This window comes from Micromonospora profundi (assembly GCF_011927785.1).
Lineage (GTDB): Bacteria > Actinomycetota > Actinomycetes > Mycobacteriales > Micromonosporaceae > Micromonospora > Micromonospora profundi.
In genome coordinates this window covers 5,383,418-5,410,375 of the sequence record NZ_JAATJK010000001.1, presented here as the reverse complement: position 1 = coordinate 5,410,375, position 26,958 = coordinate 5,383,418, and the positions used below count along the sequence as shown (strand labels likewise).

26 protein-coding genes are annotated in these 26,958 nt (G+C 71.9%); 10 read left to right on the top strand and 16 right to left on the bottom strand.

Annotated features, from left to right (window positions below; genetic code table 11):
• Positions 1 to 136 precede the first annotated feature (136 nt).
• The 5 genes from F4558_RS23935 to F4558_RS23915 are packed head-to-tail and all read right to left on the bottom strand — an operon-like array spanning position 137 to position 6,848.
• Positions 137 to 1,279, bottom strand: coding sequence for a CaiB/BaiF CoA transferase family protein (locus F4558_RS23935; protein WP_167946049.1), 1,143 nt, complete (start codon positions 1,277 to 1,279; stop codon positions 137 to 139).
• On the bottom strand, positions 1,276 to 3,432 hold the full coding sequence (locus tag F4558_RS23930) for a 3-hydroxyacyl-CoA dehydrogenase NAD-binding domain-containing protein (RefSeq protein WP_167946047.1): 2,157 nt from the start codon (positions 3,430 to 3,432) through the stop codon (positions 1,276 to 1,278). The genes F4558_RS23935 and F4558_RS23930 overlap by 4 nt, the downstream gene beginning before the upstream one ends.
• 15 nt (positions 3,433 to 3,447) lie before the next feature.
• Positions 3,448 to 4,662 (bottom strand): acetyl-CoA C-acetyltransferase, encoded by a 1,215-nt coding sequence (locus F4558_RS23925; RefSeq protein WP_167946045.1) that lies wholly within the window; start codon positions 4,660 to 4,662, stop codon positions 3,448 to 3,450.
• Positions 4,652 to 5,812, bottom strand: a complete 1,161-nt coding sequence (locus tag F4558_RS23920) for an acyl-CoA dehydrogenase family protein (RefSeq protein ID WP_053658959.1) — start codon at positions 5,810 to 5,812, stop codon at positions 4,652 to 4,654. The genes F4558_RS23925 and F4558_RS23920 overlap by 11 nt, the downstream gene beginning before the upstream one ends.
• Positions 5,813 to 5,870: 58 nt before the next feature.
• Positions 5,871 to 6,848 carry a helix-turn-helix transcriptional regulator gene (locus F4558_RS23915; protein ID WP_053658961.1) on the bottom strand — a complete coding sequence of 326 codons (978 nt, stop codon included), beginning with the start codon at positions 6,846 to 6,848 and terminating at the stop codon, positions 5,871 to 5,873.
• Between the two features lie 100 nt (positions 6,849 to 6,948).
• Here F4558_RS23915 and F4558_RS23910 point away from each other — a divergent pair, with 100 nt between their 5' ends.
• Together F4558_RS23910 and F4558_RS23905 are read left to right on the top strand one after the other, a co-directional pair.
• Complete coding sequence (locus tag F4558_RS23910; RefSeq protein WP_053658963.1) at positions 6,949 to 7,347, top strand: VOC family protein; 399 nt, start codon at positions 6,949 to 6,951, stop codon at positions 7,345 to 7,347.
• A gap of 96 nt (positions 7,348 to 7,443) precedes the next feature.
• Positions 7,444 to 8,088, top strand: a complete 645-nt coding sequence (locus F4558_RS23905; RefSeq protein ID WP_053658965.1) for a TetR/AcrR family transcriptional regulator — start codon at positions 7,444 to 7,446, stop codon at positions 8,086 to 8,088.
• A gap of 11 nt (positions 8,089 to 8,099) precedes the next feature.
• On the opposite strand, the gene F4558_RS23900 is transcribed toward F4558_RS23905, so the two are convergent.
• Positions 8,100 to 8,909: a zf-HC2 domain-containing protein gene (locus F4558_RS23900; protein WP_053659435.1), complete on the bottom strand. Its 810-nt coding sequence runs from the start codon at positions 8,907 to 8,909 to the stop codon at positions 8,100 to 8,102.
• A 72-nt stretch (positions 8,910 to 8,981) separates the two neighbouring features.
• Here F4558_RS23900 and F4558_RS23895 point away from each other — a divergent pair, with 72 nt between their 5' ends.
• From F4558_RS23895 to F4558_RS23865, 7 genes are all read left to right on the top strand, one after another.
• Positions 8,982 to 10,022, top strand: a complete 1,041-nt coding sequence (locus tag F4558_RS23895; RefSeq protein ID WP_167946043.1) for a TRM11 family SAM-dependent methyltransferase — start codon at positions 8,982 to 8,984, stop codon at positions 10,020 to 10,022.
• 331 nt (positions 10,023 to 10,353) lie between these two features.
• The gene (gene kdpF / locus F4558_RS23890; protein ID WP_036390805.1) at positions 10,354 to 10,443 is read left to right on the top strand and encodes a K(+)-transporting ATPase subunit F; all 90 of its coding nucleotides are present in this window, start codon (positions 10,354 to 10,356) and stop codon (positions 10,441 to 10,443) included.
• Positions 10,443 to 12,098, top strand: a complete 1,656-nt coding sequence (gene kdpA, locus F4558_RS23885; RefSeq protein ID WP_167946041.1) for a potassium-transporting ATPase subunit KdpA — start codon at positions 10,443 to 10,445, stop codon at positions 12,096 to 12,098. Before kdpF ends, kdpA begins: the two co-directional genes overlap by 1 nt.
• 20 nt (positions 12,099 to 12,118) lie before the next feature.
• Positions 12,119 to 14,302 (top strand): potassium-transporting ATPase subunit KdpB, encoded by a 2,184-nt coding sequence (kdpB, locus tag F4558_RS23880; protein ID WP_167946039.1) that lies wholly within the window; start codon positions 12,119 to 12,121, stop codon positions 14,300 to 14,302.
• Positions 14,302 to 15,183: a potassium-transporting ATPase subunit C gene (locus F4558_RS23875; RefSeq protein ID WP_167946037.1), complete on the top strand. Its 882-nt coding sequence runs from the start codon at positions 14,302 to 14,304 to the stop codon at positions 15,181 to 15,183. Before kdpB ends, F4558_RS23875 begins: the two co-directional genes overlap by 1 nt.
• A gap of 76 nt (positions 15,184 to 15,259) precedes the next feature.
• Positions 15,260 to 17,809, top strand: coding sequence for a sensor histidine kinase (locus F4558_RS23870; protein WP_167946035.1), 2,550 nt, complete (start codon positions 15,260 to 15,262; stop codon positions 17,807 to 17,809).
• Complete coding sequence (locus F4558_RS23865; RefSeq protein WP_053658977.1) at positions 17,806 to 18,486, top strand: response regulator; 681 nt, start codon at positions 17,806 to 17,808, stop codon at positions 18,484 to 18,486. Before F4558_RS23870 ends, F4558_RS23865 begins: the two co-directional genes overlap by 4 nt.
• Here the strand turns inward: F4558_RS23865 and F4558_RS23860 are convergent.
• Positions 18,449 to 18,820 carry an SAV_915 family protein gene (locus F4558_RS23860; protein WP_167946033.1) on the bottom strand — a complete coding sequence of 124 codons (372 nt, stop codon included), beginning with the start codon at positions 18,818 to 18,820 and terminating at the stop codon, positions 18,449 to 18,451. The two genes, F4558_RS23865 and F4558_RS23860, sit on opposite strands and share 38 nt — an antisense overlap.
• Positions 18,821 to 18,894: 74 nt before the next feature.
• Positions 18,895 to 19,305 carry a hypothetical protein gene (locus F4558_RS23855; RefSeq protein WP_157552874.1) on the bottom strand — a complete coding sequence of 137 codons (411 nt, stop codon included), beginning with the start codon at positions 19,303 to 19,305 and terminating at the stop codon, positions 18,895 to 18,897.
• Positions 19,306 to 19,547: 242 nt separating this feature from the next.
• Here F4558_RS23855 and F4558_RS23850 point away from each other — a divergent pair, with 242 nt between their 5' ends.
• Complete coding sequence (locus F4558_RS23850; RefSeq protein WP_053658984.1) at positions 19,548 to 20,303, top strand: dienelactone hydrolase family protein; 756 nt, start codon at positions 19,548 to 19,550, stop codon at positions 20,301 to 20,303.
• 62 nt (positions 20,304 to 20,365) lie between these two features.
• Here F4558_RS23850 and F4558_RS23845 read toward each other — a convergent pair whose 3' ends face one another.
• The 8 genes from F4558_RS23845 to F4558_RS23810 all read right to left on the bottom strand — a co-directional run bounded on the left by F4558_RS23845 (position 20,366) and on the right by F4558_RS23810 (position 26,932).
• The gene (locus tag F4558_RS23845; protein WP_053658986.1) at positions 20,366 to 20,890 is read right to left on the bottom strand and encodes a DUF421 domain-containing protein; all 525 of its coding nucleotides are present in this window, start codon (positions 20,888 to 20,890) and stop codon (positions 20,366 to 20,368) included.
• A 79-nt stretch (positions 20,891 to 20,969) separates the two neighbouring features.
• The gene (locus F4558_RS23840) at positions 20,970 to 21,842 is read right to left on the bottom strand and encodes an SMP-30/gluconolactonase/LRE family protein (protein ID WP_167946031.1); all 873 of its coding nucleotides are present in this window, start codon (positions 21,840 to 21,842) and stop codon (positions 20,970 to 20,972) included.
• Positions 21,843 to 21,890: 48 nt separating this feature from the next.
• Positions 21,891 to 22,832 carry a sugar kinase gene (locus F4558_RS23835; protein ID WP_167946030.1) on the bottom strand — a complete coding sequence of 314 codons (942 nt, stop codon included), beginning with the start codon at positions 22,830 to 22,832 and terminating at the stop codon, positions 21,891 to 21,893.
• Positions 22,829 to 23,449, bottom strand: coding sequence for a bifunctional 4-hydroxy-2-oxoglutarate aldolase/2-dehydro-3-deoxy-phosphogluconate aldolase (locus tag F4558_RS23830; protein WP_167946029.1), 621 nt, complete (start codon positions 23,447 to 23,449; stop codon positions 22,829 to 22,831). The genes F4558_RS23835 and F4558_RS23830 overlap by 4 nt, the downstream gene beginning before the upstream one ends.
• Positions 23,450 to 23,460: 11 nt before the next feature.
• Positions 23,461 to 24,300: an aldose epimerase family protein gene (locus F4558_RS23825; RefSeq protein ID WP_167946028.1), complete on the bottom strand. Its 840-nt coding sequence runs from the start codon at positions 24,298 to 24,300 to the stop codon at positions 23,461 to 23,463.
• Positions 24,294 to 25,439: a galactonate dehydratase gene (gene dgoD / locus F4558_RS23820; protein ID WP_167946027.1), complete on the bottom strand. Its 1,146-nt coding sequence runs from the start codon at positions 25,437 to 25,439 to the stop codon at positions 24,294 to 24,296. The genes F4558_RS23825 and dgoD overlap by 7 nt, the downstream gene beginning before the upstream one ends.
• On the bottom strand, positions 25,436 to 26,146 hold the full coding sequence (locus F4558_RS23815; RefSeq protein ID WP_053658995.1) for a FadR/GntR family transcriptional regulator: 711 nt from the start codon (positions 26,144 to 26,146) through the stop codon (positions 25,436 to 25,438). Before F4558_RS23815 ends, dgoD begins: the two co-directional genes overlap by 4 nt.
• Positions 26,147 to 26,185: 39 nt before the next feature.
• Positions 26,186 to 26,932, bottom strand: a complete 747-nt coding sequence (locus F4558_RS23810; protein WP_167946026.1) for an SDR family NAD(P)-dependent oxidoreductase — start codon at positions 26,930 to 26,932, stop codon at positions 26,186 to 26,188.
• Positions 26,933 to 26,958: the final 26 nt, after the last annotated feature.

The following is a 26,958-nucleotide window of genomic DNA, read 5'->3' as shown; positions in this document are numbered from 1 at the left end:
GACTCGCGGTCCTACCTCCGGGGAGCGACAGTACCAACGACCCCGCAACGTTCGCGGCCCCGTGAAATCCCTTGTGGACGCGGTCGCGCGTGCCCGGAGGCCCTGCGCCGCCCGGCTCCCGACGGAGCCGGGCGGATCACCGCCAGTCGGCGAGGATCGCGTCGACCGCCACGGCATCGCGCTCCGGGTCCGGTGCCGGTGCGGGCCGGTCGGTGGGCGTCCGGTCGAAGCGCGGTGCCGGTGCCGGCTGGATCTCACCGCCGACCTCGACGAACGTGCCCCGGGCTGCATTGTGCGGATGCCGGTACGCCTCACCGGGCGCGAGGACCGGAGCGACGCAGGCGTCCAGGTCGGCGAAGACCGCCGTCCACTCGTCCCGGGTCCGCTCGGCGAACCGCTCGGTGAACCGTCGGTGCAACTCGTCCCAGCCGCTCGGGTCGTACTGGGCGGGCAGGTCCGGCTCGTCGGCGAGACCCAGACCCGTCAGCAACACGGCGTAGAAGGCCGGCTCCACGGCGCCCACGGCCATGAAGCCACCGTCGGCGGTGGCGTACGTGTCGTAGAACGGCGCGCCGCCGTCGAAGATGTTGCGGCCACGCGGGGCGGCCCACAGGCCGGAGCCGAGCATCCCGTGCAGGAACGACGTGAGCAGGGCCGACCCGTCGACCATCGCCGCGTCGACGACCTGGCCGACACCGGAGCGTTCCCGTTCCAGCAGCGCGGCAAGCACGCCCACCGCGAGCAGCATGCCGCCCCCGCCGAAGTCACCGAGCAGGTTCATCGGCGCGTGTGGGCGCTCGCCGGCCCGGCCCAGTGGTTCCAACGCCCCGGCCACAGCGATGTAGTCGATGTCGTGCCCGGCCCGGAACGCCAGCGGGCCGTCCTGGCCCCAGCCGGTCATCCGCGCGTACACCAGTCGGGGGTTTCGGGCCTGGCAGGTCTGCGGCCCGAAACCCAGCCGCTCGGCGACGCCCGGGCGGTAGCCCTCGACGAGGACGTCGGCGGCATCCGCCAGGCGCAGCAGGTCCGCCACCCCCGCCGGAGACTTCAGGTCCACTGTGGTGACCCGGCGTCCCCGCTGCAACGGCCCGCCGGTCGGCGCGGCCAGCCGCCCCGCACCCGGTCCACCCGGCCGGTCCACCCGTACGACGTCCGCGCCGAGGTCGGCGAGCATCATGCAACCGAACGGCGCGGGTGCGAGACCCGCCAGCTCGACCACCCGTACCCCGGCCAGCGGTCCGCCGCGCGCCGGCGCTGCGCCGGGGCCCGCGCCCGTCACGCGACGCCAGCCGGTTCGACGGTACGGGCGGCGAGCCGCTCCTCCAGGTCGGCGGGAGGCGTGAAGCGGTCGCCGTAGCGGGAGGCCAGCTCACTGGCACGGGCCGCGAAGCCGGCCGGACCGCCCGCGTACTGCCGGACGTAGCGGATCACCCCTCCCGTCCAGGCCGGGAAGCCGATGCCGAAGATCGAGCCGATGTTGGCGTCGGTCTCGGTACGCAGCACGCCTTCGTCAAGGCAGCGCAGCGCGTCCAGTGCCTCGGCGAAGAGCATCCGCTCCTGAAGGTCGGTGAACGGCACCGCCCGGCCGGCGTCGGTGATCAGGTCGGCGAGCCCTGTCCACAGCCGCCCTCGGGTGCCGTCGTCGTAGGAGTAGAAGCCCCGCCCCGCCGTGCGCCCCGGCCGCTCGTACGCGTCGACAAGCTCGTCGACGAGCCGGTGCGCCGGAAGCGGCAGGAAGTCCCCGCTGGCGGCCTCGAACTGGCGCCGGATCCGCTGGATGAGGGTGAGGCTCACCTCGTCGGCGAGCGCCAGCGGCCCGGTCGGGTAGCCGGCCTGGAGGGCAGCCTGCTCGACAGACGCTGCCGGTACGCCCTCGGCGACCATGCCGACAGCCTCGTCGATGAACCGGCCGATGACCCGGCTGGTGAAGAAACCCCGCCCGTCGTTGACAACGATCGGCGTCTTGCCGATCCGCCGGCCCAGGTCGAACGCCCGCGCCAGCGCGACGTCGCCGGTCTGCTCGCCCACCACGATCTCCAGCAGAGGCATCCGGTCCACGGGGGAGAAGAAGTGCATGCCGATGAAGTCGGCCGGCCGGTCCACGCCGTTTGCCAGCCCGGTGATCGGCAGTGTGGAGGTGTTGGAGGCGAGCAGGGCGCCGGGTGCCAGCACCGGCAGCACCTCGGCGAACACCTTCTGCTTCAGCGCCGGGTCCTCGAAGACCGCCTCGATGACCGCGTCGCAGCCGGCCAGGGCGTCCACCTGGTCGGTGGTGGTGATCCGTTCCAGGACGGTCCGGGCATCGGCCTCCGAGGCGCGGCCCTTGCGGACCTGGCGTGCCAGCAGCCGCTCGGCGTGCTCCCGGGCCCGGTCGGCAGCCTCCGGGGAGACGTCCTTGACCACCACGTCGATGCCGGCGCTGGCACAGGCGTACGCGATTCCGGCGCCCATCATGCCCGCCCCGAGCACCGCCACCCGGCGCACCGGCGGCGCGTCCACCCCGGACGGGCGGGCGGCACCGCCGTTGACGGCCTTCAGGTCGAAGAAGAAGGCCCCGATCATGTTCTTGGCGACCTGCCCGGTGAGCAGGCCGATCAGGTGCCGGGTCTCCACTGTGAACGCGGTCTCCAGGTCGACCTGCGCGCCCTCGACGGCGGTGGCCAGGATCGCCTCCGGCGCGGGCAGCCGGGCACCCTTGAGCTGCTTGCGAAGGGTCGCCGGGAAGGCCGGCAGTTGTGCCGCAAGCGATCGGCTGGCGGGTGTGCCGCCGGGCATCCGGTAGTCCGGGCGGTCCCACGGCTGCGACGGGCGCGGGTTGGCGGCGATCCAGGCGCGGGCACGGTCCAGCATCTCCGCCTCGGTGGCCACGACCTCGTCGACGATCCCGGCGGCCAGGGCGTCGACCGGACGCATCCGGCGGCCGGTGAGCAGCACAGTTGTCAGCGCTCCGGCCAGGCCGAGCATGCGTACCGTCCGGGTGACGCCGCCGGCACCGGGCAGCAGACCCAGTGTCACCTCGGGCAGCCCGAGCCGCGAGCCGGGGGCGTCCAGCGCGATCCGGTGGTGGCAGGCGAGCGCGATCTCCAGGCCGCCGCCGAGCGCCGAGCCGTTGACGGCGGCGACCACCGGCCGGCCCAGCGTCTCCAGCCGGCGCAGGTCCCGTTTGATGGTGCCGAGCAGGTCGGCAAGCCCGGCCGCCTCGGCACGGGTCGCCCGGATCATCTCCGGCAGGTCACCACCGGCGAAGAACGTCGACTTCGCGCTCGTCACTATGACTCCGGCGAGGTCGGGCTCGGCCTCCAGCCGGTCCAGCGCGGCGCTCATCGAGGCGACGTACGCCCGGTTCATTGTGTTCGCGGACTGGTCGGGGTCGTCAAGGGTGAGCGTGACGATGGCGTCGGCACCGCTGTCGTACCGGATGGTGTTTGTCATGTGTGGTCCTCCGGTTCAGCAGCGCTCGATGACGGTGGCGACGCCCATGCCGCCGCCGATGCAGAGGGTCACGACGGCGCGGCGCAGATCGCGGCGTTCCAGCTCGTCCAACGCGGTGCCGAGCAACATCGCTCCGGTCGCGCCGAGCGGATGGCCCAGAGCGATCGCACCACCGTTGACGTTGACGCGGTCCGGGTCCAGGCCCAGGTCACGGACGTACTTGAGGACCACCGCGGCGAAGGCTTCGTTGATCTCGAACAGGTCGATGTCGTCGACTGTCAGGCCGGCGGCGGCGAGCGCCTTGTGGGTGGCCGGGATCGGGCCGGTCAGCATCAGCGTCGGGTCGGCGCCGGTGACCGCCGCGCCGACGATCCGCGCGCGCGGGGTGAGGCCGAGGTCCCGGCCGACGTGCTCCGAGCCGATAAGCACCAGCGCCGCGCCGTCCACGATTCCCGACGAGTTGCCGGCGTGGTGGACGTGCTCGATGGCCTCCAGCCAGTGGAACTTCTGCAACGCGACAGCGTCGAAGCCAGCAGCCTCGCCCATCGTGGCGAAGGACGGCGTGAGCTTGGCCAGCGCCTCCCGGGTGGTGTCCGGCCGTAGGTGCTCGTCCACGCTGAGGATCTCCAGCCCGTTGGCGTCGCGGACCGGCACCACCGAACGGGCGAAGTGCCCACCTGCCCACGCCTTGGCCGCGCGCTCCTGCGAGCGCAGCGCGTAGCCGTCCACGTCGTCGCGGGTGAAGCCCTCCATGGTGGCGATGAGGTCGGCACTCACGCCCTGCGGGACGAACGACGTGGAAAGCGCCGTCTGCGGGTCGGTGGCCCAGGCCGCACCGTCGGAGCCCATCGGCACCCGCGACATCGACTCCACCCCGCCGGCCAGCAACAGGTGCTCCCAGCCGGAACGGATCCGCGCGGCGGCGGAGTTGACCGCCTCCAACCCGGAGGCGCAGAACCGGTTGAGCTGCACCCCGCCCACCTCGTCGGGCAGCCCGGCCAACAGGGCGGCGGCGCGCGCCAGGTCACCGCCCTGCTCGCCGACCGGGGTGACGATGCCGAGCAGCAGGTCCTCCAGCCGCCCGACGTCCAGGCCCGGGTTGCGCTCACGCAGCGCGTCGATCAGGCCGACGACCAGGGAGATCGGCTTGACCCCGTGCAGCGCGCCGGTGTCCCGGCCGCGTCCGCGCGGGGTGCGGACCGCGTCGTAGACGTACGCCTCAGAGGACACGGGCGATCAGCTCCTTCATGATCTCGTTGGTGCCGCCGTAGATCTTCTGGACGCGGGCGTCGGCGTACATCCGGGCGATGGGGTACTCGGTGGTGTAGCCGTAGCCGCCGAAGATCTGCAGGCAGCGGTCCACGACCTCGCACTGACCCTCGGTGAGCCACGACTTCGCCATGGCTGCTGTCGCCACGTCCAGGTCGCCACGGTCGTGCCGGACGATGCAGTCGTCCAGGAAGACCCGGCTGACCCGGGTGCGGGTGGCGCACTCGGCGAGCACCATCCGGGTGTTCTGGTGCCCCATCAGCGGCTTGCCGAAGGCGGTGCGCTCCTTGGCGTACGCGACTGTCAGTTCGACGGCGCGTTCCATGGCGGCGACCGCCCCGACGCCGATGACCAGGCGCTCCTGGGGAAGCTGCTGCATCATCTGGATGAAGCCCAGCCCTTCGGCGCCGCCCAGCAGGTTGGCCGCCGGCACCCGGAAGTCGTCGAAGAACAACTCGGCGGTGTCGTTGCCGTGCAGCCCGACCTTGGACAGCAGCCGGCCCCGGCGGAAGCCCTCCGGGTCGCCCCCGACCTCGCAGACCAGCAGGGAGATGCCGGCGGCCCGCTGCTCGGGGTCGGTCTTGACCGCCATGACGATCAGGTCAGCGAGGCCGCCGTTGGTGATGAACGTCTTCGCGCCGGTGACCAGGTAGTCGTCACCGTCGCGGATCGCCCGGGTGCGCATCGCCTGAAGGTCGGAGCCGCCGTCGGGCTCGGTCATCGCGATGGCGCCGACCAGCTCACCACTGCACAGTCCGGGCAACCAGCGCCGCTTCTGCTCCTCGCTGCCGTACGCCACCAGGTAGCCGGTGACGATGCCACTGTGGACGGCCAGCCCGAGGCTGCTCTCCCCGGTGTACGCCTGCTCGTGCAGCAGCACCGCCTCGTGGGTGAAGCCGCCGCCGCCACCGCCGTACTCCTCGGGGACCGACAGCCCGAGCAACCCCAGCTCACCGGCGCGCCGGTAGTGCTCGCGGTCCGGGTGGCCCTGGGTCAGCAGGCGTTCGGTGTGCGGCAGCACCTCCTTGGTGAAGAAGGTGCGGGCCAGGTCGGCGAGGTCGTCGTGCTCCGGCTGCCGCCAGGGCGATGGGGGACCGTCGAGTGGGGGCATGCGCCCCACCCTCGCGCGCTGTTGGCAACCTGTCAATAAGTGCGGATCACTCGGGCGGTTAGCTGCTGGTCGACTCGCGTCGTGCCGAGGCCGCCAGCCGTTCGGCGAGCGCGAAGACGCGGTCGCGGAGTTCGTCCGGGCGTCCGATGACGAACGGCAGATCGAGCGCGGCGAGCACACCGGGCAACCAGTCGAGACTCTCCGCCCGGATCTCCACGTCCTGCCAGCCTTCGTCCGCGCCCTCTCGCACCTCGGCGACGCTGGCCGGCAGCCGCCTGCGGATCTGCTCGACTGTTCCTTGTATCCGCAGCGACACGGCGTGCTGGTACGGCGCTCGTGCCATCGAGGTGAGAAGGTGCCCGGCCGGATCGTTTCCGGCGGGCGGCTCGAACGAGCCCGGCAGAGGTCTCGCGTCCGCGATGCGGTCGAGTCGAAGGGTGCGCTCCTCGCCGATATCCGGATCGACACCGATGACGTACCACCGGCTCGCATGGTTGACCAGCCCGGACGGATGCAGCACGCGGACGCTGCGCCGGCCGTTGCCCGAGGTGTACTGCAGCGAGATCGGCCGGTGATGACGGACCGCCTCGGCGACGGCGAGTAGTACGTCGGACCGCGGCGCAGGGAGGTCACCGGGCTCGGCGGTGAAGGCGAGGGACTGGAGTGCGGCGTCGAGCCGGTCCGCGGTCCGCGGCGGCAGGACGCGACGGATCTTCGCGGCGGCTGTTTCACCCGCCGTGCCCGTTGCTGTCGCCAACCCGGCACGGCGGCCGGCGATCAGGCCGAGTAGGACGGCAAGGGCTTCGTCGTCGTTGAACATCAGCGGCGGCAGGCGATAGCCGGCGGCGAGCCGATAGCCGCCGTAGCGGCCGCGCACCGACTCCACCGGCAGGTCCAGGTCGACCAGATGACTCACGTAGCGCCGCACCGTGCGCGGTTCGACGCCAAGGCGCTCGGCAAGCTCGGCCATCGTCCGGACGCCGCCGGACTGCAGGAGCTCCAGCAGGGCGAGCACCTGGGCTGTCGGTCGTGCCACGGTCGGAACTTTATCAAGATACTGGACCGAACCTGTCCAGTATCTGTTCTACCGTGATCCCGACCGACCGATACCGAAGGGCACCGAGCAGGGAGAAGACATGGACTTCGTCTCGATCCGCATCATCACCGACGAGATCAACCGCCTGGTCGGCTTCTACGAGAAGATCACCGGCGTGCAGGCGGCCTGGGGCAACGAGGACTTCGCCGAGTTGCGTACCGCCCACGGCACGCTGGCGATCGGCAGCACCCGCACCGTCGGGCTGTTCGCGCCCGGCTCAGCCCGCCCGGCCGAGAACCACAGCGTGATCATCGAGTTTCTCGTGGAGGACGTGGACGCTCTCTACGGGAAACTGAAGGGCGTGGTGGACGAGTTCGTGAACGAGCCGACGACCATGCCCTGGGGTAACCGAGCCCTGCTGTTCCGCGACCCCGACGGCAACCTGGTCAACTTCTTCACCCCGGTGACCCCGGCCGCGATCGAGAGGTTCCGCCGTTGACCCGTCGGCGCGGCATCGAGGCCGGCGGCTCCGAGGAGGGCACGGGGGCCGTCGACGCCGAAGCCGGCGGTGTGAGCTGCCGATAGGGTCGGGCAGATGAGTGTCGAGACGGCTCCGCGCCGCCGCCGTCTGGAGCCGGACGCCCGACGCGGGCAGATCCTGGCCTGCGCGGTCCGGCTGTTCGGCGAGCGCCCGTACGCGGACGTGTCGACCACCGACGTCGCCCGCGAGGCAGGTGTCGCCCGTGGCCTGGTCAACCACTATTTCGGCGCGAAGAAGGACCTCTACCTGGAGGTCGTCCGGGTCATGGTGACCATCCCCGAGGTCGCCGTGGAACGGCTGCCAAAGGGCGACCTGCACACCCGCGTCGACGCCAGCGTCACCTGGTTCCTCGACGTGGTGTCCCGGCACAGCACCTCCTGGCTGGCCGCCGTCACGGCGCGGGGGATGGGCGGCGACGCCGACGTGGAGCGGGTGCTCGCCGAGGCCGAGGAGGTCGCCGCCGACCGGATGCTCGTCGCCGTCGGGCTCGCCGACGAGGCGGAGCACCACGAGGAGCTACGCGGGATGGTCCGGGCGTACTGCGGCCTGGCGATCTCGACCGCCCGGGAGTGGCTCCAGCGCGGCGCGCTGACCCGCCCCCAGGTGCACCTGCTGCTCACCACCACGCTGCTGACAATCGTCGAGCAGGTCATCCCGCAGGTCATCGCCGACGACGGGTCAGCGCGGCCGCACAACTGAGGAGCGCGCGCTCAGGCCGCGCGCCGGCCACCGGTCCGCGCCGCCGGAGCGGCATGGCGGTCGGCGGCCTGTCCGGCGTACGGCTCGGAGCGGACCACCCGCAGCGGCTGGTCCACCTCGTCGGCGCGGAACCGCCAGCGTGACGGTGCCTGTTGCCGCTGCGGCGAGGGCCCACCCGGGCGCAGACCGGGGCGGGACAGCAGCACGGTGATCAGGTAGCCGACCACCAGGAAGCCGTGGCTGACCAGCCGCTCCCCGCCCACCGAGCCGGTGGCCAGGTCGTTCACCGAGAGCAGCAGCAGCGTGCCGACGAACGCGCTGAGCATCGGCAGCAGTCCGGCCGGCGGGCTGCGGCGTACCGCGACGAAGAGGAAGCCGGCACCCACCGCGACGTTCCAGGCGGCCGACTCGTGCCAGAGGTGCTGGCCGGCGGGGTGCAGGTGATCGGCAGCCGCGCCCCGGCCCACCTGGGCCAGGCCGAGCACCAGCTGCACCGCGCCGAGCAGCCCGAGCGCCCCGCGCAGCCCGGCGACCAGCCGGCCGCGTCCGACCGCCAGCCGCCCGCGACCGGCCAGGCGCCGCCACCACTGCCTGCGGGCCGGAGCCTCCGCGGTGGCGGCGGCCAGGATCGCGGCGGTCCGGTCGGGCACGTCGGTGACCAAACGGGTCCGAACCCGACGGGTCACCGCGACCGCCGCCGTGAACCAGGCCCGGCAATCGGCGCACCCGTCGAGGTGCCCCTGCGCCGCCGCCCGTTCGGCGGCGGTCTCCTCCCCGTCCAGCTGCGCGGACAGGACCTCCCGCCACTGCTCACACCCCATGTACCGGTAGTCGCTCCGGCGGCCGCTCCGGTTCCCGGCGACCGTCACCCGTTGTGGAATACTCGCCGGACCATGACGCGCTACGGCCTGCTGATCCTGCCCGCCACCAACCGGGTGTACGCCCGATCCGCCGTCGACCTCACCCGGGCCGAGCTGGAGATCTTCGGACGCTCGGCGCTCGACGGTCGGATCGGTGAGTTGGACACCGAGGTCGTCGGTGGGGCGTCCTACGTCACGTTCACCGGTGACGGGCTGACCGAGCGTGACTTCGCCGTCCTGGGCAATCTCTCCGCCGGGTACGCGCTGTTCGAGATCGTCGGCGACCTGCTGCGCCCGGTCGAGTGGAGCCGGCTGGACCGCTACGACGACGACCTGCTCACCATCCAGAAGTACCCGGGCAAGACCAACGAGCAGTTCACCAAGCTGCTGCTCAACGTCACACTGCTCGCCTCGGACTGGGCCGGCGAGCTGACCAGCCGGCGGTTCCGGGTGCTCGACCCGCTGTGCGGTCGGGGCACCACCCTCAACCAGGCGCTGATGTACGGCTTCGACGCCGCCGGGGTGGAGCGCGACCAGAAGGACGTCGAGGCGTACCGGGCGTTCATCACCACCTGGCTGAAGCAGAAGCGGATCAAGCATCGGGTGCTGGAGTCGGGTCCGGTACGGCGGGAGCGCAAGGTTGTCGGCCGCCGGGTGCGGATCGAGCTGGCACCGACCCGCGAGGAGCACAAGGCCGGTCGTACGCAACTGCTGGACGTGGTCAACGCGGACACCACCAGGTCGGCGGAGTTCTTCCGCCCGGAGACCGTCGACCTGATCGTGGCGGACGCCCCGTACGGCGTGCAGCACGGCAGTCGTACCGCCGATCAGGGGTTGTCGCGTGACCCGCTGGCGCTGCTCGCGGACGCCGCGCCGGTCTGGGCGCGGCTGCTGCGGCCCGGCGGGGCGCTCGGCATCTCCTGGAACACCCACGTGGCCAGCAGGGACGACGCGGCGGCGGCGCTCGCCGACGCCGGCCTGAGCGTTGTCGACGCGGAGCCCTACCACGCGCTGCGGCACCGGGTGGATCAGTCGATCATGCGCGACGTGCTTGTGGCCCGCCGCCCGGCCTGACCGGCCCGCCGCACCCCGCCACCGCCCTCGCCGGGCTGACTGCCCACTCCGCAGCGGCCTTCCGCCCTGTTGCTGCAAGTTCGTCCGGATCCTACCCATTTGGTGGGCCGGTGTGAAAACCACGTCAAGAAACGGTTCGCCGCCGTCATGGTCGCGTCACGACCCCTGCCGACCGGCGCGTAGCGGGGCTTTGATTGCCCCGCGCGACCGGAAGGCGGTCGCGAGGAACCTAGCCGGTCTGAGGAGTCAGCGTGTCTGACGTGGTGTTCGTGGTCCTGACGGTGGCGCTGTTCGCAGCGCTCGCCCTGGTGATCCGGGCGGTGGAGAAGCTGTGAACGCGGTCAACGCCGTCGGCCTGGTGCTCGCGATCGTCCTGGGCGCGTTCCTGGTGTTCGCCCTGTTGTTCCCGGAGCGCTTCTGATGACCATGACAACAGCGGGCGTCATCTTCGTGCTGACGCTGGTGGCGGCCATCGTCGCCGTCTACAAGCCGTTCGGCGACTACATGTTCCGGGCGGTCGCCGGCACCAGACAGTCCCGGGTCGAGCGGGGGATCTACCGACTGGTCGGGGTCAACCCGGCCGCCGAGCAGGCCTGGGGCGTGTACGCCCGCAGCGTGCTGGCGTTCTCCGCCACCTCGATCCTGTTCCTGTACCTCTTCCAGCGGGTGCAGAACCACCTGTGGCTGTCGCTGGGCTTCGACGCGGTGGTGCCGCACGGCGCGTGGAACACCGCCGTGTCGTTCGTGACGAACACCAACTGGCAGTCGTACTCGGGTGAGTCGACGATGGGCCACCTGGTGCAGATGGCCGGCCTGGCGGTGCAGAACTTCGTCTCGGCGGCGGTCGGCATCTCGGTGGCGGTCGCGCTGGTACGCGGGTTCGCCCGCAGCCGCACCGGGCAGCTCGGCAACTTCTGGGTCGACCTGACCCGGATCGTGCTGCGGATCCTGCTGCCGATCGCGGTGCTCGGCGCCATCGCGCTGATGATCGGCGGGGTGGTGCAGAACCTGTCCGGCGGCACCGACGTCACGACGCTCACCGGCGGCTCCCAGACCATCACCGGCGGGCCGGTCGCCAGCCAGGAAGTGATCAAGGAGCTGGGCACCAACGGCGGCGGCTTCTACAACGCCAACAGCGCCCACCCGTTCGAGAACCCCACCTCGTGGACGAACTGGCTCCAGATCTTCCTGATCCTGCTGATCCCGTTCAGCCTGCCCCGGGTGTTCGGCCGGATGGTCGGGCAGAACCGGCAGGGTTACGCGATCGCCGCCGTGATGGGCATCCTCGCGTTCGCAAGCGTCGCCCTCACCAACGTCTTCGAGCTGGCCGGCCACGGCACGGTGCCGCAGGCGGTCGGCGCGGCTCTGGAGGGCAAGGAGGTGCGGTTCGACGTCTCGAACTCGGCGACCTTCGCCGCCGCCACCACGCTCACCTCGACCGGCGCTGTGAACTCGTTCCACGACTCGTTCACCTCGCTCGGCGGCATGATGACGATGGTCAACATGATGCTCGGCGAGGTCGCGCCGGGCGGCACCGGCTCCGGCCTGTACGGCCTGCTCATCCTCGCGGTGATCACGGTCTTCGTGGCCGGCCTGATGGTGGGTCGCACGCCCGAGTACCTGGGCAAGAAGATCGGCTCACGGGAGATCAAGTTCGCCTCGCTGTACTTCCTGATCACGCCGATCCTGGTGCTTGTCGGCACGGCGGCGGCGTTCGCCACAGGCAACAACTCCACAGCGCTCAACGTCGGCCCGCACGGCCTCTCCGAGGTGCTCTACGCGTTCACCTCGGCCAGCAACAACAACGGCTCCGCCTTCGGCGGCATCACGGTCAACACCACCTGGTGGGACACCGCGCTCGGGTTGTGCATGCTGCTGGGCCGCTTCCTGCCGATCATCTTCGTGCTCGCGCTCGCCGGCTCGCTGGCCCGCCAGGCACCCACCCCCGCGTCCGAGGGCACTCTGCCGACCCACCGTCCGCTGTTCGTCGGGATGGTCGTCGGCGTCACAGTCGTCCTCGTCGCGCTGACCTTCCTGCCCGCGCTCGCGCTCGGCCCGCTGGCAGAAGGGCTCTGACCATCATGAGGAACGAGGACATGTCCGTGACATCCGGGCAGCTCGCCACCGCAGCCGACCAGGGCAAGCGGGTCGGCGGAGGCCTGCTCGACCCCCAGCAGCTCATCCGGTCCCTGCCGGACGCCGTACGCAAGCTCAACCCTGCCACCATGTGGCGCAACCCGGTGATGCTGATCGTCGAGGTCGGCGCGGCCTTCACCACGGTCCTGGCGGTGACCGACCCGTCGGTGTTCGCCTGGGCGATCACCGTCTGGCTCTGGCTGACAGTTCTCTTCGCCAACCTGGCCGAGGCCGTCGCCGAAGGGCGGGGCAAGGCACAGGCCGCGACACTGCGGCAGGCCAAGAAGGACACCATCGCCACCCGGCTGGTCGGCTGGAAGCCCGGCGCGCGGGCCAACAGCTACACCGACGAGGCCGTCGCAGCCCCGGAGTTGCGTCAGGGCGACGTCGTACTCGTCGAGGCGGGCGGCATCATCCCCGGCGACGGCGACATCGTGGAGGGCATCGCCAGCGTCGACGAGTCGGCAATCACCGGCGAGTCGGCTCCGGTCATCCGCGAGTCCGGCGGTGACCGCAGCGCTGTCACCGGCGGCACCAGGGTGCTCTCCGACCGGATCATCGTGAAGATCACCCAGAAGCCGGGGGAGAGCTTCATCGACCGGATGATCGCCCTGGTCGAGGGCGCCAACCGGCAGAAGACACCGAACGAGATCGCGCTGAACATCCTGCTCTCCGCGCTCACGATCATCTTCCTGCTGGCAGTTGTCACCCTCCAGCCGCTGGCGATCTTCTCCAAGGCGTACCAGACGGCGGCACCGGACAGCGGGGCGATCACCGACTCCGGCGTCACCGGGATCGTGCTCATCTCGCTGCTTGTCTGCCTCATCCCGACCACCATCGGCGCGCTGCTCTCGGCCATCGGCATCGCCGGCATGGACCGGCTCGTGCAGCGCAACGTCCTGGCCATGAGTGGCCGGGCCGTCGAGGCGGCCGGCGACGTCAACACCCTGCTGCTGGACAAGACCGGCACCATCACGCTCGGCAACCGGCAGGCCGCCGAGTTCGTACCCGTCGAAGGGGTCGCCGTCGAGGCGATGGCCGACGCCGCCCAGCTGTCCAGCCTGGCCGACGAGACCCCCGAGGGGCGCTCGGTGGTAGTGCTGGCGAAGAACGAGTTCGGGCTGCGCGAGCGCGAGGCCGGCGTGATGCCGCACGCCACCTTCGTGCCGTTCACCGCGCAGACCCGGATGAGCGGCGTCGACCTGACCCCGGACGGCAGCGTGGACGGGGGAGCGGTGGGCACTGCCCGCCGGGTCCGCAAGGGCGCCGCCGCCGCCGTGATGAAGTGGGTACGGGAGAACGGCGGCCACCCGACCGAGCAGGTCGGCGAGATCGTGGACGCGATCAGCAGCACCGGCGGCACCCCGCTCGTGGTCGCCGAGCACGTCGACGGTGAGCCCGCCCGCGCGCTGGGCGTCATCCACCTCAAGGACGTCGTGAAGGCCGGCATGCGGGAGCGGTTCGACGAGATGCGCCGCATGGGCATCCGTACCGTGATGATCACTGGCGACAACCCGCGTACCGCGAAGGCCATCGCCGACGAGGCCGGGGTGGACGACTTCCTGGCCGAGGCGACACCGGAGGACAAGCTCGCGCTGATCAAGCGGGAGCAGGAGGGCGGCCGGCTGGTCGCCATGACCGGCGACGGCACCAACGACGCGCCGGCACTCGCCCAGGCCGACGTCGGGGTGGCGATGAACACCGGTACGTCGGCCGCCAAGGAGGCCGGCAACATGGTCGACCTCGACTCCGACCCGACGAAGCTCATCGAGATCGTGGAGATCGGCAAGCAGTTGCTGATCACCCGCGGAGCGCTCACCACGTTCAGCATCTCCAACGACATCGCGAAGTACTTCGCGATCATCCCGGCCATGTTCGCCGGCCTCTACCCGAGCCTGGACGCCCTCAACATCATGCGGCTGGCCAGCCCGGAGTCGGCGATCCTGTCCGCCGTCATCTTCAACGCCCTGGTGATCATCGCGCTGATCCCGCTCGCCCTGCGCGGCGTGCGGTACCGGCCGGCCGCCGCGTCGAAGCTGCTCAGCCGCAACCTGCTGGTGTACGGCCTGGGCGGCATCATCGTGCCGTTCATCGGGATCAAGCTCATCGACCTGCTCATCCAGTTCGTCCCGGGGATTTCGTGATGCGCCTACCCACCTGGATCGCCCAACACCTCGCCGCCCTGCGCGCCGTACTCGTGTTCACTGTGCTGCTCGGGCTGGTCTACCCGCTGGCCCTGGTCGCGGTCGGTCAACTGCCCGGCCTCAACCACAAGGCCGACGGCTCTCTGATCACCTCGGGCGGGACGACGATCGGCAGCTCGCTGATCGGCCAGTCCTTCACCGACGCCGACGGCAACCCCATCGGCCGCTACTTCCAGTCCCGCCCGTCGGCTGCCGGAGACGGCTACGACCCGACCTCCACCGCGGCCAGCAACCTCGGCCCGGAGAGCGTCGTCGACACCCTGGCCACCGACCCGGAGGAGTCCAGCGAAAGCCTGCTCACCCAGGTCTGCGGGCGCAGCAAGTCGGTCGGCGAGCTGAACGGCGTCGACGGCAGCCGCCCCTTCTGCACCGACGACGGGGTCGGCGCGGTGCTCGCGGTCTTCCGCGCCGGCGGCCTGACCGGCCCGGTCACCCGGGTGGTCAGCGTCAACCAGGTCGCCCCGGCCACCCCGTTCGTGTCCTCGTACCAGGGGATGCCTGTGGAGCTGGCCCAGCCCGGCGAGGACTACGTGGCCGCCGGCGGTGTGATCACCCCGATCCGCGGCGACGCCCCCGCCGAGCCGGCAGTTCCCGCCGACGCGGTTACCGCCAGCGGCAGCGGCCTCGACCCCCAGATCAGCCCGGCGTACGCCGAATTGCAGGTCAACCGGGTGGCGCGGGAACGCGGCGCGGACCCCGCGGCCGTCCGCAAGCTCGTGCGGGAGCACACCGGCGGACGCGCGCTCGGCTTCATGGGCGAGCCGGGGGTGAACGTCCTGGAGTTGAACATCGCGCTCGACAAGCAGTACCCCGCACGCTGAATGCGTAAGGAAGGGCCCCTTCTTAACGCCTCGCGTTAAGAAGGGGCCTTTCCTTCTGATCGGAGAGGATGGTTCCGTGCCACGCGGAGAACTGCGCATCTACCTCGGAGCCGCCCCGGGCGTCGGCAAGACGTACGCCATGCTGGAGGAGGCCCAGCGGCGAGCCGCGCGCGGCACCGACGTGGTGATCGGCTTCGTGGAGACCCACGGCCGGCAGCAGACCGCCGCCATGGTCGGCGAATTGGAGCAGGTGCCCCGCCGCACGATGACCTACCGGGGCGCCGAGTTCACCGAGATGGACCTGGACGCGGTGCTGGCCCGCAGGCCGGAGATCGCTGTGGTCGACGAGCTGGCACACACGAACGTGCCCGGCTCGCGGCACGACAAGCGCTGGCAGGACGTCCAGGAACTGCTCGACGCGGGCATCGACGTGCTGTCCACGGTCAACGTGCAGCACCTGGAGTCGGTGAACGACGTCGTCGCGCAGATCACCGGCACCACCCAGCGGGAGACGGTGCCGGACGAGATCGTCCGCGCCGCCGAGCAGGTCGAGCTTGTCGACATGACACCCGAGGCGCTGCGCCGCCGGATGGCGCACGGCAATATCTACCGCCCCGACAAGATCGACGCCGCGCTCGGCAACTACTTCCGGGTCGGCAACCTCACCGCGTTGCGCGAGCTGGCGCTGCTCTGGCTGGCCGACAAGGTCGACGAGCAGCTTGAGGTGTACCGCAGCCAGCAGGGCATCGCCGCGACCTGGGAGGCCCGGGAACGTGTGGTGGTGGCGCTTACCGGCGGCCCGGAGGGCGAGACGCTGATCCGCCGCGCCGCCCGCGTCGCCGCCCGCAGCAAGGGTGCCGACCTGCTCGCCGTGCACGTCGCCCGCAGCGACGGCCTGGCCGGCGCGGACCCGGCCCAACTCGCCCGCCAGCGGGTGCTCGTGGAGAGCCTCGGCGGCACCTACCACCAGGTGCTCGGCACCGACGTGCCGGCCGCGCTGCTGGATTTCGCCCAGGGCGTGAACGCCACCCAACTGGTGCTCGGCGCCAGCCGGCGTGGGCGTCTCGCGCAGATCTTCGCCCGGGGCGTCGGGGTGACAACCACCGCGCTCTCCGGGTCGATCGACGTGCACCTTGTCACCCACAAGCAGGCAGGCAAGGGCCGACGGGCGGCAGCGGTGCCGGCCGCGCTGTCCCGACGCCGGAGGCTGCTCGGCTTCGTCCTGGCCGCGCTGGGCATGCCCCTGCTCACCCTGCTGTTGAGGACGCTGCCCGACCTGACGCTCACCAACGACATCCTGCTGTTCCTCGCCGGAGTCGTCGGGGTCGCACTCGTCGGTGGCGTGTGGCCGGCGCTTGTCGCCGCGCTGGGCGGCTCGTTGCTGCTCAACTGGTTCTTCACACCGCCCTACCGCACGTTGACAATCGCCGAGGCGGACAACCTGCTCGCCCTGGCCGTCTTCGTCGGCGTGGCGTTGGCGGTGAGCTGGGTCGTCGACGTGGCCGCCCGGCGTACCCGCGAGGCCGCCCGCGCCGCCGCCGACGCGCAGACCCTCGCGGCCGTTGCCGGTGGCGTCCTGCGCGGCGAACGCCCGTTGCCCGCCCTGCTGGACCAGCTCCGGGAAACATTCGGGCTGCGCGCGGTGAGCGTGCTGGAGTTGGCCGAGGAGGCCAGTGGCCGTCCCGACCGGTCCCGCGAGGAGCACGCCTGGTGCGTCGTGGCCAGTGTCGGCGAGGAGCCTGCCTGCACGCCCGACGGCGGCGAGACGGCGGTACCCGTCGACGACCGGATCACCGTCGTGCTCAGCGGCCGCCGACTGGAGGCCGCCGACCGGCGGATCGTCGAGGCGTTCGCCGCCCAGGCCGCCGTCGCGCTGCGCCAGGAACGGCTCGCCGAGGAAGCCGCCACCGCCAAGCCCCTCGCCGCGGCAGACCGCATGCGCACCGCGCTGCTCGCCGCGGTCAGCCACGACCTGCGTACGCCGCTGGCGTCGGCGAAGGCAGCCGTCACCAGTCTGCGCAGCCACGACATCGAGTTCGACGAGTCCGACCGAGAGGAGTTGCTGGAGACCGCCGAGGAGTCGCTGGACCGCCTCGCCCGGCTGGTCGCCAACCTCCTGGACATGAGTCGACTCCAGGCCGGCGTCCTCGGCATCACCGCTACCGCGATCGGACTGGAGGACGCCGTACCCCTGGCGTTGGACGAACTTGGCCCGGCGGCCGCGACCGTCGCCACTGACATCCCGGCCGACCTGCCGGCCGCCACCGCCGACCCGGGCCTGCTGGAACGGGTGCTGGTCAACATCGTCGCCAACGCGCTGCGCTACAGCCCACCCGACAAGCCACCCACGATCACCGCGAGCGCGCACGCCGGGCAGGTGGAGCTGCGGGTGATCGACCGGGGGCCGGGCATCCCGGAGGACCAGTGGGAGAACGTCTTCCTGCCGTTCCAACGCCTCGGTGACAGGGACAACCAGACCGGTGTCGGTCTCGGTCTCGCCCTGTCCCGGGGGCTTGTCGAGGCGATGGGTGGCAGCATCATCCCGGAGACCACCCCCGGCGGTGGGCTCACCCTGGTGCTGCGGCTGCCCGCCGCGCAGTCCAGCTCGGAGGGGCCGCAGGAATGACGCGCATCCTTGTCGTCGACGACGAACCGCAGATCCTGCGTGCCCTGCGGATCAACCTGCGTGCCCGCCGGTACGACGTGGACGTCGCCGGCACCGGCGCGGCCGCGTTGAAGGCCGCCGCCACCCACCCGCCGGACCTTGTGGTGCTGGACCTCGGCCTGCCCGACATAGACGGCGTGGAGGTGATCCGTGGCCTACGCGGATGGACGGCTGTGCCGATCATCGTGCTCTCCGGTCGGGCCGGCAGCGAGGACAAGGTGGCGGCGCTCGACGCCGGTGCCGACGACTACGTCACCAAGCCGTTCGGGGTGGAGGAACTGCTGGCCCGCATCCGCGCGGTCACCCGACGGCTGGGTACGTCAAGCGAGGCGGTGCCGGCACTGCGGATCGGCCAGCACACGGTCGACCTGGCCGACCGCAGCGTACGGCGGGACGACGGCACCGAGGTCAAGCTGACACCCACCCAGTGGAGCGTGCTGGAGAAGCTGGTGCGGCACCCCGGCAAGCTTGTCAGCCAGCGGCAGCTCCTGCAGGAGGTGTGGGGGCCGGAGTACCAGAACGAGACCAACTACCTGCGGCAGTACCTGGCCCAGTTGCGGCGCAAGCTGGAGGACGACCCGGCCCGCCCCCGGCATCTCATCACCGAGCCGGGAATGGGCTACCGTTACCGCCCCTGACCTGGGCGCCTGCGGTGGCCGCCAGGGCGGGCACCCGGACCGGCGCGGTCGGTGCCGCCCGGTCGCCGATGCTGTCGGGGAGCGGTGGCGCCACCAGCAGCGGGTCGACCTGGATCCGGTCGATGCCGAGCGGGCGCAGCATGCCCCGCAACGCCGACTCGCAGAGTTCCTCCCACTGCTGGTCCGCACCCATCGCGGCGACGAGCAACTCGACCCGGGTGAAGGCGATCCCCACCCGTTGCCCCTGCGGTGAACGGCCGGTCCGCACCGTCCGTACCTGCCGTCCCGGCAGATTCCGCACCGGAACGGCGTACCTTATCGCTGCCTCGTCCATCGTCGGTTGGTCCTCTCTGTCGATCCCACGGCGGTAAGCGCCCGCCGATCCCCGGCGGGCAATGGTGGGGAGGCTCATGCGGCGGGTGCCGCCCAGGCCCTGGTGTCCTGCGCCGTACGCGGCTCCGCCGGATCGGTCAGGTCGAGCGCGCGGAGGATGTGGTGCGCCACCGTGACCTCCACCCCGGCGCGGCGACGCAGGTCGGCCACGGCGCGGTGCAGCACTGTCATGCTGTCGGCGGAGAGCCGCACCACGGCGTCGACGTCGGCGGCGATCCACCACGCGGCGACGGCGCAGGGCTCGTGCCGCAGGTACTCCACAAGGTGACTGCCGGGCGCGGACGGGCCGAGCCGGACGCTCACCAGCGCCTCGTGCCGGCGATCCGGCTCGCCCGCACCCGTGGAGTGCTCGGCCGGGCCGCTGTCCGGGTCAGTGGCCGGCAACGGGTGCCCCCGTTCCCAGCGCGTCATCCGCCAAGGACTCATGGACCCATCGTCACCACCGGTTGGTGGAGATGGGCCCGCCTATACGCCGTTTCGACGGGTCGTCGCCCGTTCTTGACGCGCTGTTCACGCGCCCGATCGGCTGCGGGAAACTGAGCCGCCTGAAGCCGGGCGGCGGTCAAAGCGGGAGGGACCGGCGCCACTGGCTGGCGGACCGGTGTCGGGCACGCTGACCAGGGGGGTACCGTTTCGGACGGACCAAGATCGGCTTACGAGGAGGCCCGGTGCAGACGACGACGGTGGACATCCCGACAGGCGACGGAGTGGCGGACGCCTCTCTGACCCGGCCGGACGAGGACGGCCCGTTCCCGGCGGTGCTGCTCTACATGGACGCCTTCGGCCCGCGCCCGCGCCTGGTCGAGATGGCGGAACGGATCGCCTCCCGCGGCTACCTGGTGGTGACGCCCAACCTGCTCTACCGGGCTGGCCGGGCACCACTTGTCGACCTGTCCCGCCTCGGCGACGCCGACCAGCGCAGCGCGATCTTCGAGAAGGTCATCCCGCTGATCCGCGCGCTGACCGCCGACGTGATCAGCCGGGACACCGCCGCGTACCTCGACTTCCTGGCCGCCCGCGACGACGTCCGGCCCGGCCCGGTCGCGATCACCGGCTACTGCATGGGCGGCATGAACGCGCTGCGGGCAATCGAGGCGCACCCGGACCGGATCGTCGCGGCGGCGAGTTTCCACGGTGGGCGAATCGTCCTCGACGAGCCGGACAGCCCTCACCTGGGCGTCGGCTCGATTACCGGCGAGGTGTACTTCGGGCACGCGGACAACGACCAGTCGATGACGCCCGAGCAGATCGCCACCCTGGAGAAGGCGCTCGACACCGCAGGTGTGCGCTACCGCTCGGAGCTGTACGAGGGCGCCCACCACGGCTACACCATGTCCGACACCCCGGCCTACAACGAGCAGGCCACCGAACGGCACTGGGCCGCCCTGTTCGACCTGCTGGACCGCAACCTGCCGACAAGCTGAGGCCAGCGGGACGGCTGCGGGCCGGACAACACCGCCACAACTGGTGTACGGCGTGTCCGGCGTCAGCCGAAACCGCCCGCGTTGCGTCCGTTGCGGGGCCGCCCCGGCGTACGGGTGGTGACGCTGAACCGACCGTCGGGCTCCATCCGCACCTCGCGGACGTCCGCCAGGTCGGAGACGCCCTGCTGGCGTAGCAGGGTGTGCAGCTCCTCGTTGGTGATCAGCTCACGGCGCATGTTCTCCCGCATGATCTCCCCGTCGCGGACAAGCACCAGCGAGCTGGGCCGGATCAGCCGCGCGGCGGCCTGCCAGCGGTACGCGACGGCGTTCAACAGGTACGACCAACCGATGATCACCCCGACCAGCAGCAACCCGTCGGTGATCGAGTTGTAGCCGCCGGACATTCCGTTCTGCGCGGCATCGGCGAGCAGCACGATCACCAGCAGGTCGGTGACGCCGGTGGTGCCGCTCTCCCGCTTGAGGATGACCCGCAGGAGCGTGAACAGGGCGAGGTACATGACGCTGCCCCGTACCAGGATCTCCAACACCGGGGTGTCCGGGATGAACACCTTGCCCCAGTCGGCCATCCGACGGGCTACCCGCCGGCCGCCCAGCCATGCCTCCCGGCAGCCTCCTGCTGCTCGGCACCTGCGCGGCGGGGCCGGATCAGCCGGTGGCGGTAGCGGTGGGCAGGCCGGGGACCTCGACGTCGACCGCGAGCAGCGCACCGTCCGTGGCGCCTGGCTCGGTGAGCCCGAGTCGGGCGGTCCCGATGAAGAGCCGGCGCAGGTCGGGGCCGCCCAGGCAGATGCCGGCCGGCTGGCGGGCGGGGAGCTGGATGTGGCGGTCCAGCGTCCCGTCGGGCCGGTAACGGCGTACCGCCGAGCCGCCCCACAGCGCGACCCAGAGGTGGCCCGCCGCGTCGACTGTCATCCCGTCCGGGGAGCCGTCGGAGTCGGCGAGTCGCAGGAACGGTTCCCGCCCGTGCAGGGCACCGGTGGTCCTGTCGACTGTGAACCGGTCGACCTCGCCGCGCGGAGTGTCGGCCAGGTACATGGTGGTGCCGGTGGCATCGAACGCCGGCCCGTTCGGGATGGTCAGCCCGGTCACCGCCGGCACCGGTGCCGCGCCCGGGGCGAGCAGGTAGAGAGTGCCCTGGCCGGGCAGTCCCGCGTACGTCATGCTGCCGGCCCAGAAACGGCCGTGCGGGTCGGCGACCGCGTCGTTCATCCGGGTCGGCTCGGGAGCGTCGGCGACCAGGTCGGCGACCGGTCGGGCGTCGCCGGTGGCGGGCAGCACCGTGACGCCGGTGCCGGCGGCGGCCAGCCAGTCGCCGACACGGCCGGCCAGCGGGGCGACCGCGCCGAGCGGAACGTCAAGGCGGCGCAGCTCCCGCAGCGGGCCGGGGCGGTCTCCGTCGGTCTCCAGCAGTCGACCGGCGAGCAGGTCGACCAGGACCAGCCGGTCGTCGACCCAGCGCAGCCCTTCGCCCAGCTCCAACAGGTCAGGGGCCCAGACGGTCGGTTCGGTCAGCTCCATCGTGCTCCTCCAACGATCTCCGGCGGTCGAGGTCGGCCGCCGCGCCGGTCAGCGGATAGTGCCGCCCGGCCCGTGGTCGAGTAGCGCCAGCTCCGCCCGGTCGGGCAGGCCCTCCCAGTCGCCCCGGGTGGCGACCGCGAACGCGCCGGTGGTGACCGCCCGGTCCAGCCGCGCCGGTACGTCGTCGCCATCCAGCCAGCCGGAGAGTAGCCCGGCCACGAAGGCGTCGCCGGCCCCCACGGTGTCCACCACCGGAACCTGGCGGGCCGGCCGGTGCACGGCGCCGGTGGCGCTGTGGCTGGTGGCCCCGCCAGCGCCGTGCTTCACGACGACCTCGGTCACGCCGGCCGCGTGCAGCGCAGCGATCGGGTCGGCGGCGTCGGTCAGGACAGCCAGCTCGTCGTCGGAGGCGACGACCAGGTCGATCGAGGGCAGCAGCGGTCGCAGCGCGGCGGCCGCCTCGCCGACCGACCAGAGCCGGTTGCGGTGGTTGACGTCCAGACAGACGGTGCTGCCCGCCGCACGCGCGAGCCGCACCGCCGTCACCACCGCGTCGTACGGCTCCGCGCCGAGCGCGCAGGTGATGCCGGTGACGTGCAGCAGCCGGGGCGGTCGGGCCGGCGTGTCGAACGCCGGCGTGACGTCGGCGGGGCGCAGCCGGGACCCGGCGGAGCCGGCGCGGTGATAGGTGACCCGGTTGATGTCGGCGACCCGGGCCTCGAAGAGGATCAGCCCGGTGGGGGCCGTCGGGTCGACACGGGCCCAGGTCAGGTCGACGCCTTCGGCGCGCAGCGTGCGGCGGACCAGTGCACCGGGCTCGTCCGCGCCGGTGACCCCGACCCACGCCGCGTGGTGGCCGAGCCGGGCCAGCCCGATCGCCACTGTCGACTCGGACCCGGCCACGGAGATCCCGGCGGTGCCGCCCAGCCGCAACGGCCCGGTGGTGCGGAAGGCCGCCATCGTCTCGCCGAGGGTGACCAGGTCGGTCACGAGCGGACCGCCGCGACGAAGGTGGCGGCCCGCTCGCGCAGCGCCGCGCGGTCGCCGCCACGGACGGCATCGCCGAGGAGAGGTGAGCCGACCCCGACCGCCACCGCTCCCCGGTCCAGGTAGCGCCGGACGCTGTCCGCGTCCACCCCGCCCACCGGCACGAACGCGGTGTCGGGGAACGGGTCGCGCAGCGCACCCAGGTAGTCGGGACCGCCGAGAGAGGCAGGGAACAGCTTGATCGCCGTGGCCCCGTCGCTTGCGGCCCGTACGACCTCGGTGGGGGTGAGCGCGCCGGCCAGCACGGGCAGGCCGAGTCGGACGCCCTCGGCGACGCTCGGTGCCACCGCCGGGGTGACCAGGAAGCCTGCGCCCGCGTCGGCTGCCGCGCGGGCGTCTTCGACGCTGAGCACGGTGCCCGCGCCCAGCGCGAAGTCGGGTCCGAGCGCGATCCGGGCGCCCCGGATGATGCTGAGGGCGTCCGCGCTGGTCAGGGAGACCTCGATCAGCGCGACGCCGCTGTCGGCCAGGGTGAGCACCGAGGCCAGCGCGGCCGCCGGGTCCGGGCCGCGCACGATTGCCAGCAACCGGTGGGTACGCAGCTCGTCGAGCAGGTTCATCGCGAATGTCCTCAGTGGATGCGGTGGGCGGAAATGGTGAGCCGCCAGGCAACCTCGCCAGCGGGTGGGACGATCGCCGCGTCGTGCGGGCCGGCGTCGGCCAGGTCGAAGGCGGCGCCGAGCATCGGCTCGACCCCGACGCTTCGGTAGGGGGCGACGGCCGGCCAGCCGCCCAGGTTGCGCCAGAGCGCGGTGCTGCGGGGCTGCCCGTCACACTCCAACTCCAGTGTCAGCCGGTCGGGGCTGTCGATCACCTGGACCTTCGGGCAGTCGAGCAGCACCGCCCCGACCGCGGTCCCGTCGTCGGGGCCGAACGTGTCCAGCGGTAGCCCGGCCGGAGCGGGCCACGGACCGGTCAGCCACGGGCTGCCGGTGGGCCAGGTGCCGGGCGGCAGCAGGGCGGCGGCCTCCGGGTGCAACCGGGTGGGGGTGCCGGCGGGCGCGTCGAGGTGGGCGTCGGGGGAGAGGCCGAGCAGGGCGTGCGCGGCCCACACGAAGCGGTATCCCGGGTCGGCGGCCAGCCGGTAGTCGGCCACCACCACGCCGCCGGAGTCGCTGATCCGGCGGGTCAATGTGAACGCCGGCCGCTCGATGACCACGGTGCCAGGGCCAGCGGTTCGCCACGGGCGGGACCACACCTCGCCGTGGTCGGGCTCGCCGCGCACTGTGGGCAGGCACTCCTCCAGCCCTCCGGCGTCGACGAACGGGTCGCCGGGGCGTACCTCATTGCGGCCCGGCTCCGGGCCCCGCCACAGCCACTGCCGGTCGCCGCCGTGCAGGCGGGTCCACCGGCCGCCGTGGGCAGCGTCGTACTCCACGCGCAGCGGGACCCGCGTCGGGCCGGTCACCATTCGGCGAACGATCCGTCGCGGTGCTGCCAGACCGGGTTGCGCCAGGCATGCGGTGTACGCGCGGCCTCGCGGACCGCCGCCTCGTCCACAGTGATGCCCAGGCCGGGCCGGTCGAAGCGGGCGATGTGCCCGTCCACGAACCGGAACGGCTCCCGGTCGACCACGTAGTCCAGAAGCTCCGAACCAACGTTGTAGTGGATGCCGATGCTCTGTTCCTGGATCAGGAAGTTCGGCGTCGCGAAGGCCACCTGGAGGCTCGCCGCCAGCGAGATCGGCCCGAGCGGGCAGTGCGGGGCGAGCAGCGCGCCGTACGTCTCGGCCAGCGCGGCGATCCGGCGGACCTCGGAGATGCCACCGGCGTGCGACAGGTCCGGCTGCACCACGGCGACCCCTGCCTGCAACGGGCTGAGGAATTCGGAGCGGCCGTAGAGGCGTTCGCCGGTGGCCACCGGGATCGGGGTGCCGGCCACGATGTCCCGCAGGTGGTGGGCCTGGTCGGGCAGGACCGGCTCCTCCACGAAGAGTGGGCGCAGCCCGGCCAGTTCGGGCAGGATCCGGCGGACGGCGGCCATCCCGGCTCTGCCGTGGAAGTCCAGGGCGATGTCCCGCTCGGGGCCGAGCACCTCGCGGGCGGCGGCGACCCGACCGACCACCGCGTCCACCTCGGCGGAGGTGGGGATGGGAGAGAGTCGCCCGCAGGCGTTCATCTTGACGCCTGTGAGACCCGCGGCGACCTGCGCGGCGGCGGCGTCGGCCACCTCATCGGGCTCGTCCCCGCCGATCCACGAGTAGATCCGCACCCGGTCGCGCACCGGCCCGCCGAGCAGTGCGTGCACCGGCGCGCCGTACGCCTGCCCGGCGATGTCCCACAGTGCCTGGTCGAGGCCGGCGACCGCGCTTGAGAGGATCGGGCCGCCGCGGTAGAAGCCGCCCTTGGTGAGCACCTGCCAGTGCTGCTCGATCCGCAGTGGATCCTCGCCGATCAGATATTCGGAGAGCACTTCGACGGCGCTGCGCACCACCTCGGCGCGCCCCTCGACTACCGGCTCACCCCACCCCACGAGCCCCTCGTCGGTCTCCACCCGGCAGAACAACCACCGTGGCGCGACCAGGAAGGTCTCGATCCGCTCGATCTTCACTGACTGCCCCTTCGTCCCCGTGCCTTTTCGACGTCGCGGACGGCCTTGTCCAGCAACTCACGCATTGCGGTCTCGGCCGCCGTCTCGTCCCGGGCGCGCAGCGCGTCGACCACGGCGCGGTGACTCGGCACCGGGTCGTCGTGGGCGGCACCGCCGTGTACGAGCCGATCCCGTTCGGCGAGGCCCGTCTCCATCACCACTTCCATGCGTTCCAGCAGCTCGTTGTGGGTGGCGGCGAGCAGCCCGCGGTGGAAGGAGAGGTCGGCGGCGACGGCGGCCGTGGGGTCGCCCTCGGCCTCGGCCATCTCGGCCAGTGCCTGGTCCAGTGCGGCGATGTCGTCGTCGGTGCACCGGCGGGCTGCCAGCCGCGCGGCGGCCGGCTCGATGATGGCGCGGACCTCGTGCAGTTGGTCGAGCAGCGTTTCGTGGGGGCCCTCGGCGAACTGCCAGCGGATCACGTCACCGTCGAGCAGGTTCCAGTCGGCTCGCGGCCGGACGAACGTGCCGCGCTTCTGCCTGGCGTCGACGATGCCCTTGGCCGAGAGGACCTTCAGCGCCTCGCGCAGCGCCGTCAGGCTGACGTCGAACTCCTCCTGAAGGGCGGCGATGTTCAATGTCGACCCGGCGGCGATCTCACCGGTGAGGATGCGGCGGGCGATGGCCTCGACGGTCTGTCCGTGGACGCCGCGGCTTGCATACTGTGCCAATGGTCTTCCGGCCTTTTCGCTGGTGTCGGGTTCGATCTTTCAGGCCGAGGTTTTCACCGCTGTCCAGCCACCGTCCACCACTAGGCTCGCGCCGGTGACGTAGGCGGCATCCGGTGAGGCGAGGAAAGCCACCGTCGCGGCCACCTCCTCGGGTGTGCCGAACCGCTTCGCGACGGTCTCCTCGACGCTGCGCTGACGGTCCTCTTCGGACACGTCCGCCCAGGCGGCGGTGAAGATCGGGCCGGGCAGCACCGTGTTGACCCGGACCCGCGGGCCGTACTCCACGGCGAGCTGGCGGCCGAGCGCGACCAGGCCGCCCTTGGCCGCCGCGTACGCGGGACGGCCGGGCAGCCCGACCAGGGCGTGCACCGACGAGATCAGCACCACCGCTCCGGACCGTTCCCGCAGGTCGTCGAGGCAGGCGCGGACGCCGAGGAAGGAGCCGGTGAGGCTGACGCCGAGCTGGTGGTCCCAGGACTGCCGGCTGGTCTCGTGGGCCGGGGCGACCTGCACCGCGTAGGCCGTGCTGATCAGGATGTCCACCGGACCGAGGCCCGCCCGGACGGCGGCCACGGCGGTCGACCAGTCGGCGTCCACACTGACGTCGCCCATTACGGACAGTGCCCGGTCGCCGCGTGCTGTCAACTCGGCGGCCAGCGGGCCCGGGTCGGTCACGTCGAGCAGCGCGACGGTGGCTCCCTCGGCGGCCAGCCGCCGGGCGATGGCCGTGCCGATCCCGCCCATGGCTCCGGTGACCAGGGCATTCTTCCCTTCGAGGCGGCGCATAGGCTGACCTCCCTGACCGTGGTGTC

Excerpts from the sequence above, each read along its gene's own strand:
- F4558_RS23930 (WP_167946047.1), bottom strand. The coding sequence starts at position 3,432 with ATGACAAACACCATCCGGTACGACAGCGGTGCCGACGCCATCGTCACG.
- F4558_RS23920 (WP_053658959.1), bottom strand. The coding sequence starts at position 5,812 with ATGCCCCCACTCGACGGTCCCCCATCGCCCTGGCGGCAGCCGGAGCAC.
- F4558_RS23910 (WP_053658963.1), top strand. The coding sequence starts at position 6,949 with ATGGACTTCGTCTCGATCCGCATCATCACCGACGAGATCAACCGCCTG.
- F4558_RS23905 (WP_053658965.1), top strand. The coding sequence starts at position 7,444 with ATGAGTGTCGAGACGGCTCCGCGCCGCCGCCGTCTGGAGCCGGACGCC.
- F4558_RS23900 (WP_053659435.1), bottom strand. The coding sequence starts at position 8,909 with ATGGGGTGTGAGCAGTGGCGGGAGGTCCTGTCCGCGCAGCTGGACGGG.
- F4558_RS23895 (WP_167946043.1), top strand. The coding sequence starts at position 8,982 with ATGACGCGCTACGGCCTGCTGATCCTGCCCGCCACCAACCGGGTGTAC.
- kdpA (WP_167946041.1), top strand. The coding sequence starts at position 10,443 with ATGACCATGACAACAGCGGGCGTCATCTTCGTGCTGACGCTGGTGGCG.
- kdpB (WP_167946039.1), top strand. The coding sequence starts at position 12,119 with ATGTCCGTGACATCCGGGCAGCTCGCCACCGCAGCCGACCAGGGCAAG.
- F4558_RS23875 (WP_167946037.1), top strand. The coding sequence starts at position 14,302 with ATGCGCCTACCCACCTGGATCGCCCAACACCTCGCCGCCCTGCGCGCC.
- F4558_RS23865 (WP_053658977.1), top strand. The coding sequence starts at position 17,806 with ATGACGCGCATCCTTGTCGTCGACGACGAACCGCAGATCCTGCGTGCC.
- F4558_RS23860 (WP_167946033.1), bottom strand. The coding sequence starts at position 18,820 with ATGGACGAGGCAGCGATAAGGTACGCCGTTCCGGTGCGGAATCTGCCG.
- F4558_RS23855 (WP_157552874.1), bottom strand. The coding sequence starts at position 19,305 with ATGAGTCCTTGGCGGATGACGCGCTGGGAACGGGGGCACCCGTTGCCG.
- F4558_RS23845 (WP_053658986.1), bottom strand. The coding sequence starts at position 20,890 with ATGGCCGACTGGGGCAAGGTGTTCATCCCGGACACCCCGGTGTTGGAG.
- F4558_RS23840 (WP_167946031.1), bottom strand. The coding sequence starts at position 21,842 with ATGGAGCTGACCGAACCGACCGTCTGGGCCCCTGACCTGTTGGAGCTG.
- F4558_RS23830 (WP_167946029.1), bottom strand. The coding sequence starts at position 23,449 with ATGAACCTGCTCGACGAGCTGCGTACCCACCGGTTGCTGGCAATCGTG.
- F4558_RS23825 (WP_167946028.1), bottom strand. The coding sequence starts at position 24,300 with ATGGTGACCGGCCCGACGCGGGTCCCGCTGCGCGTGGAGTACGACGCT.
- F4558_RS23810 (WP_167946026.1), bottom strand. The coding sequence starts at position 26,932 with ATGCGCCGCCTCGAAGGGAAGAATGCCCTGGTCACCGGAGCCATGGGC.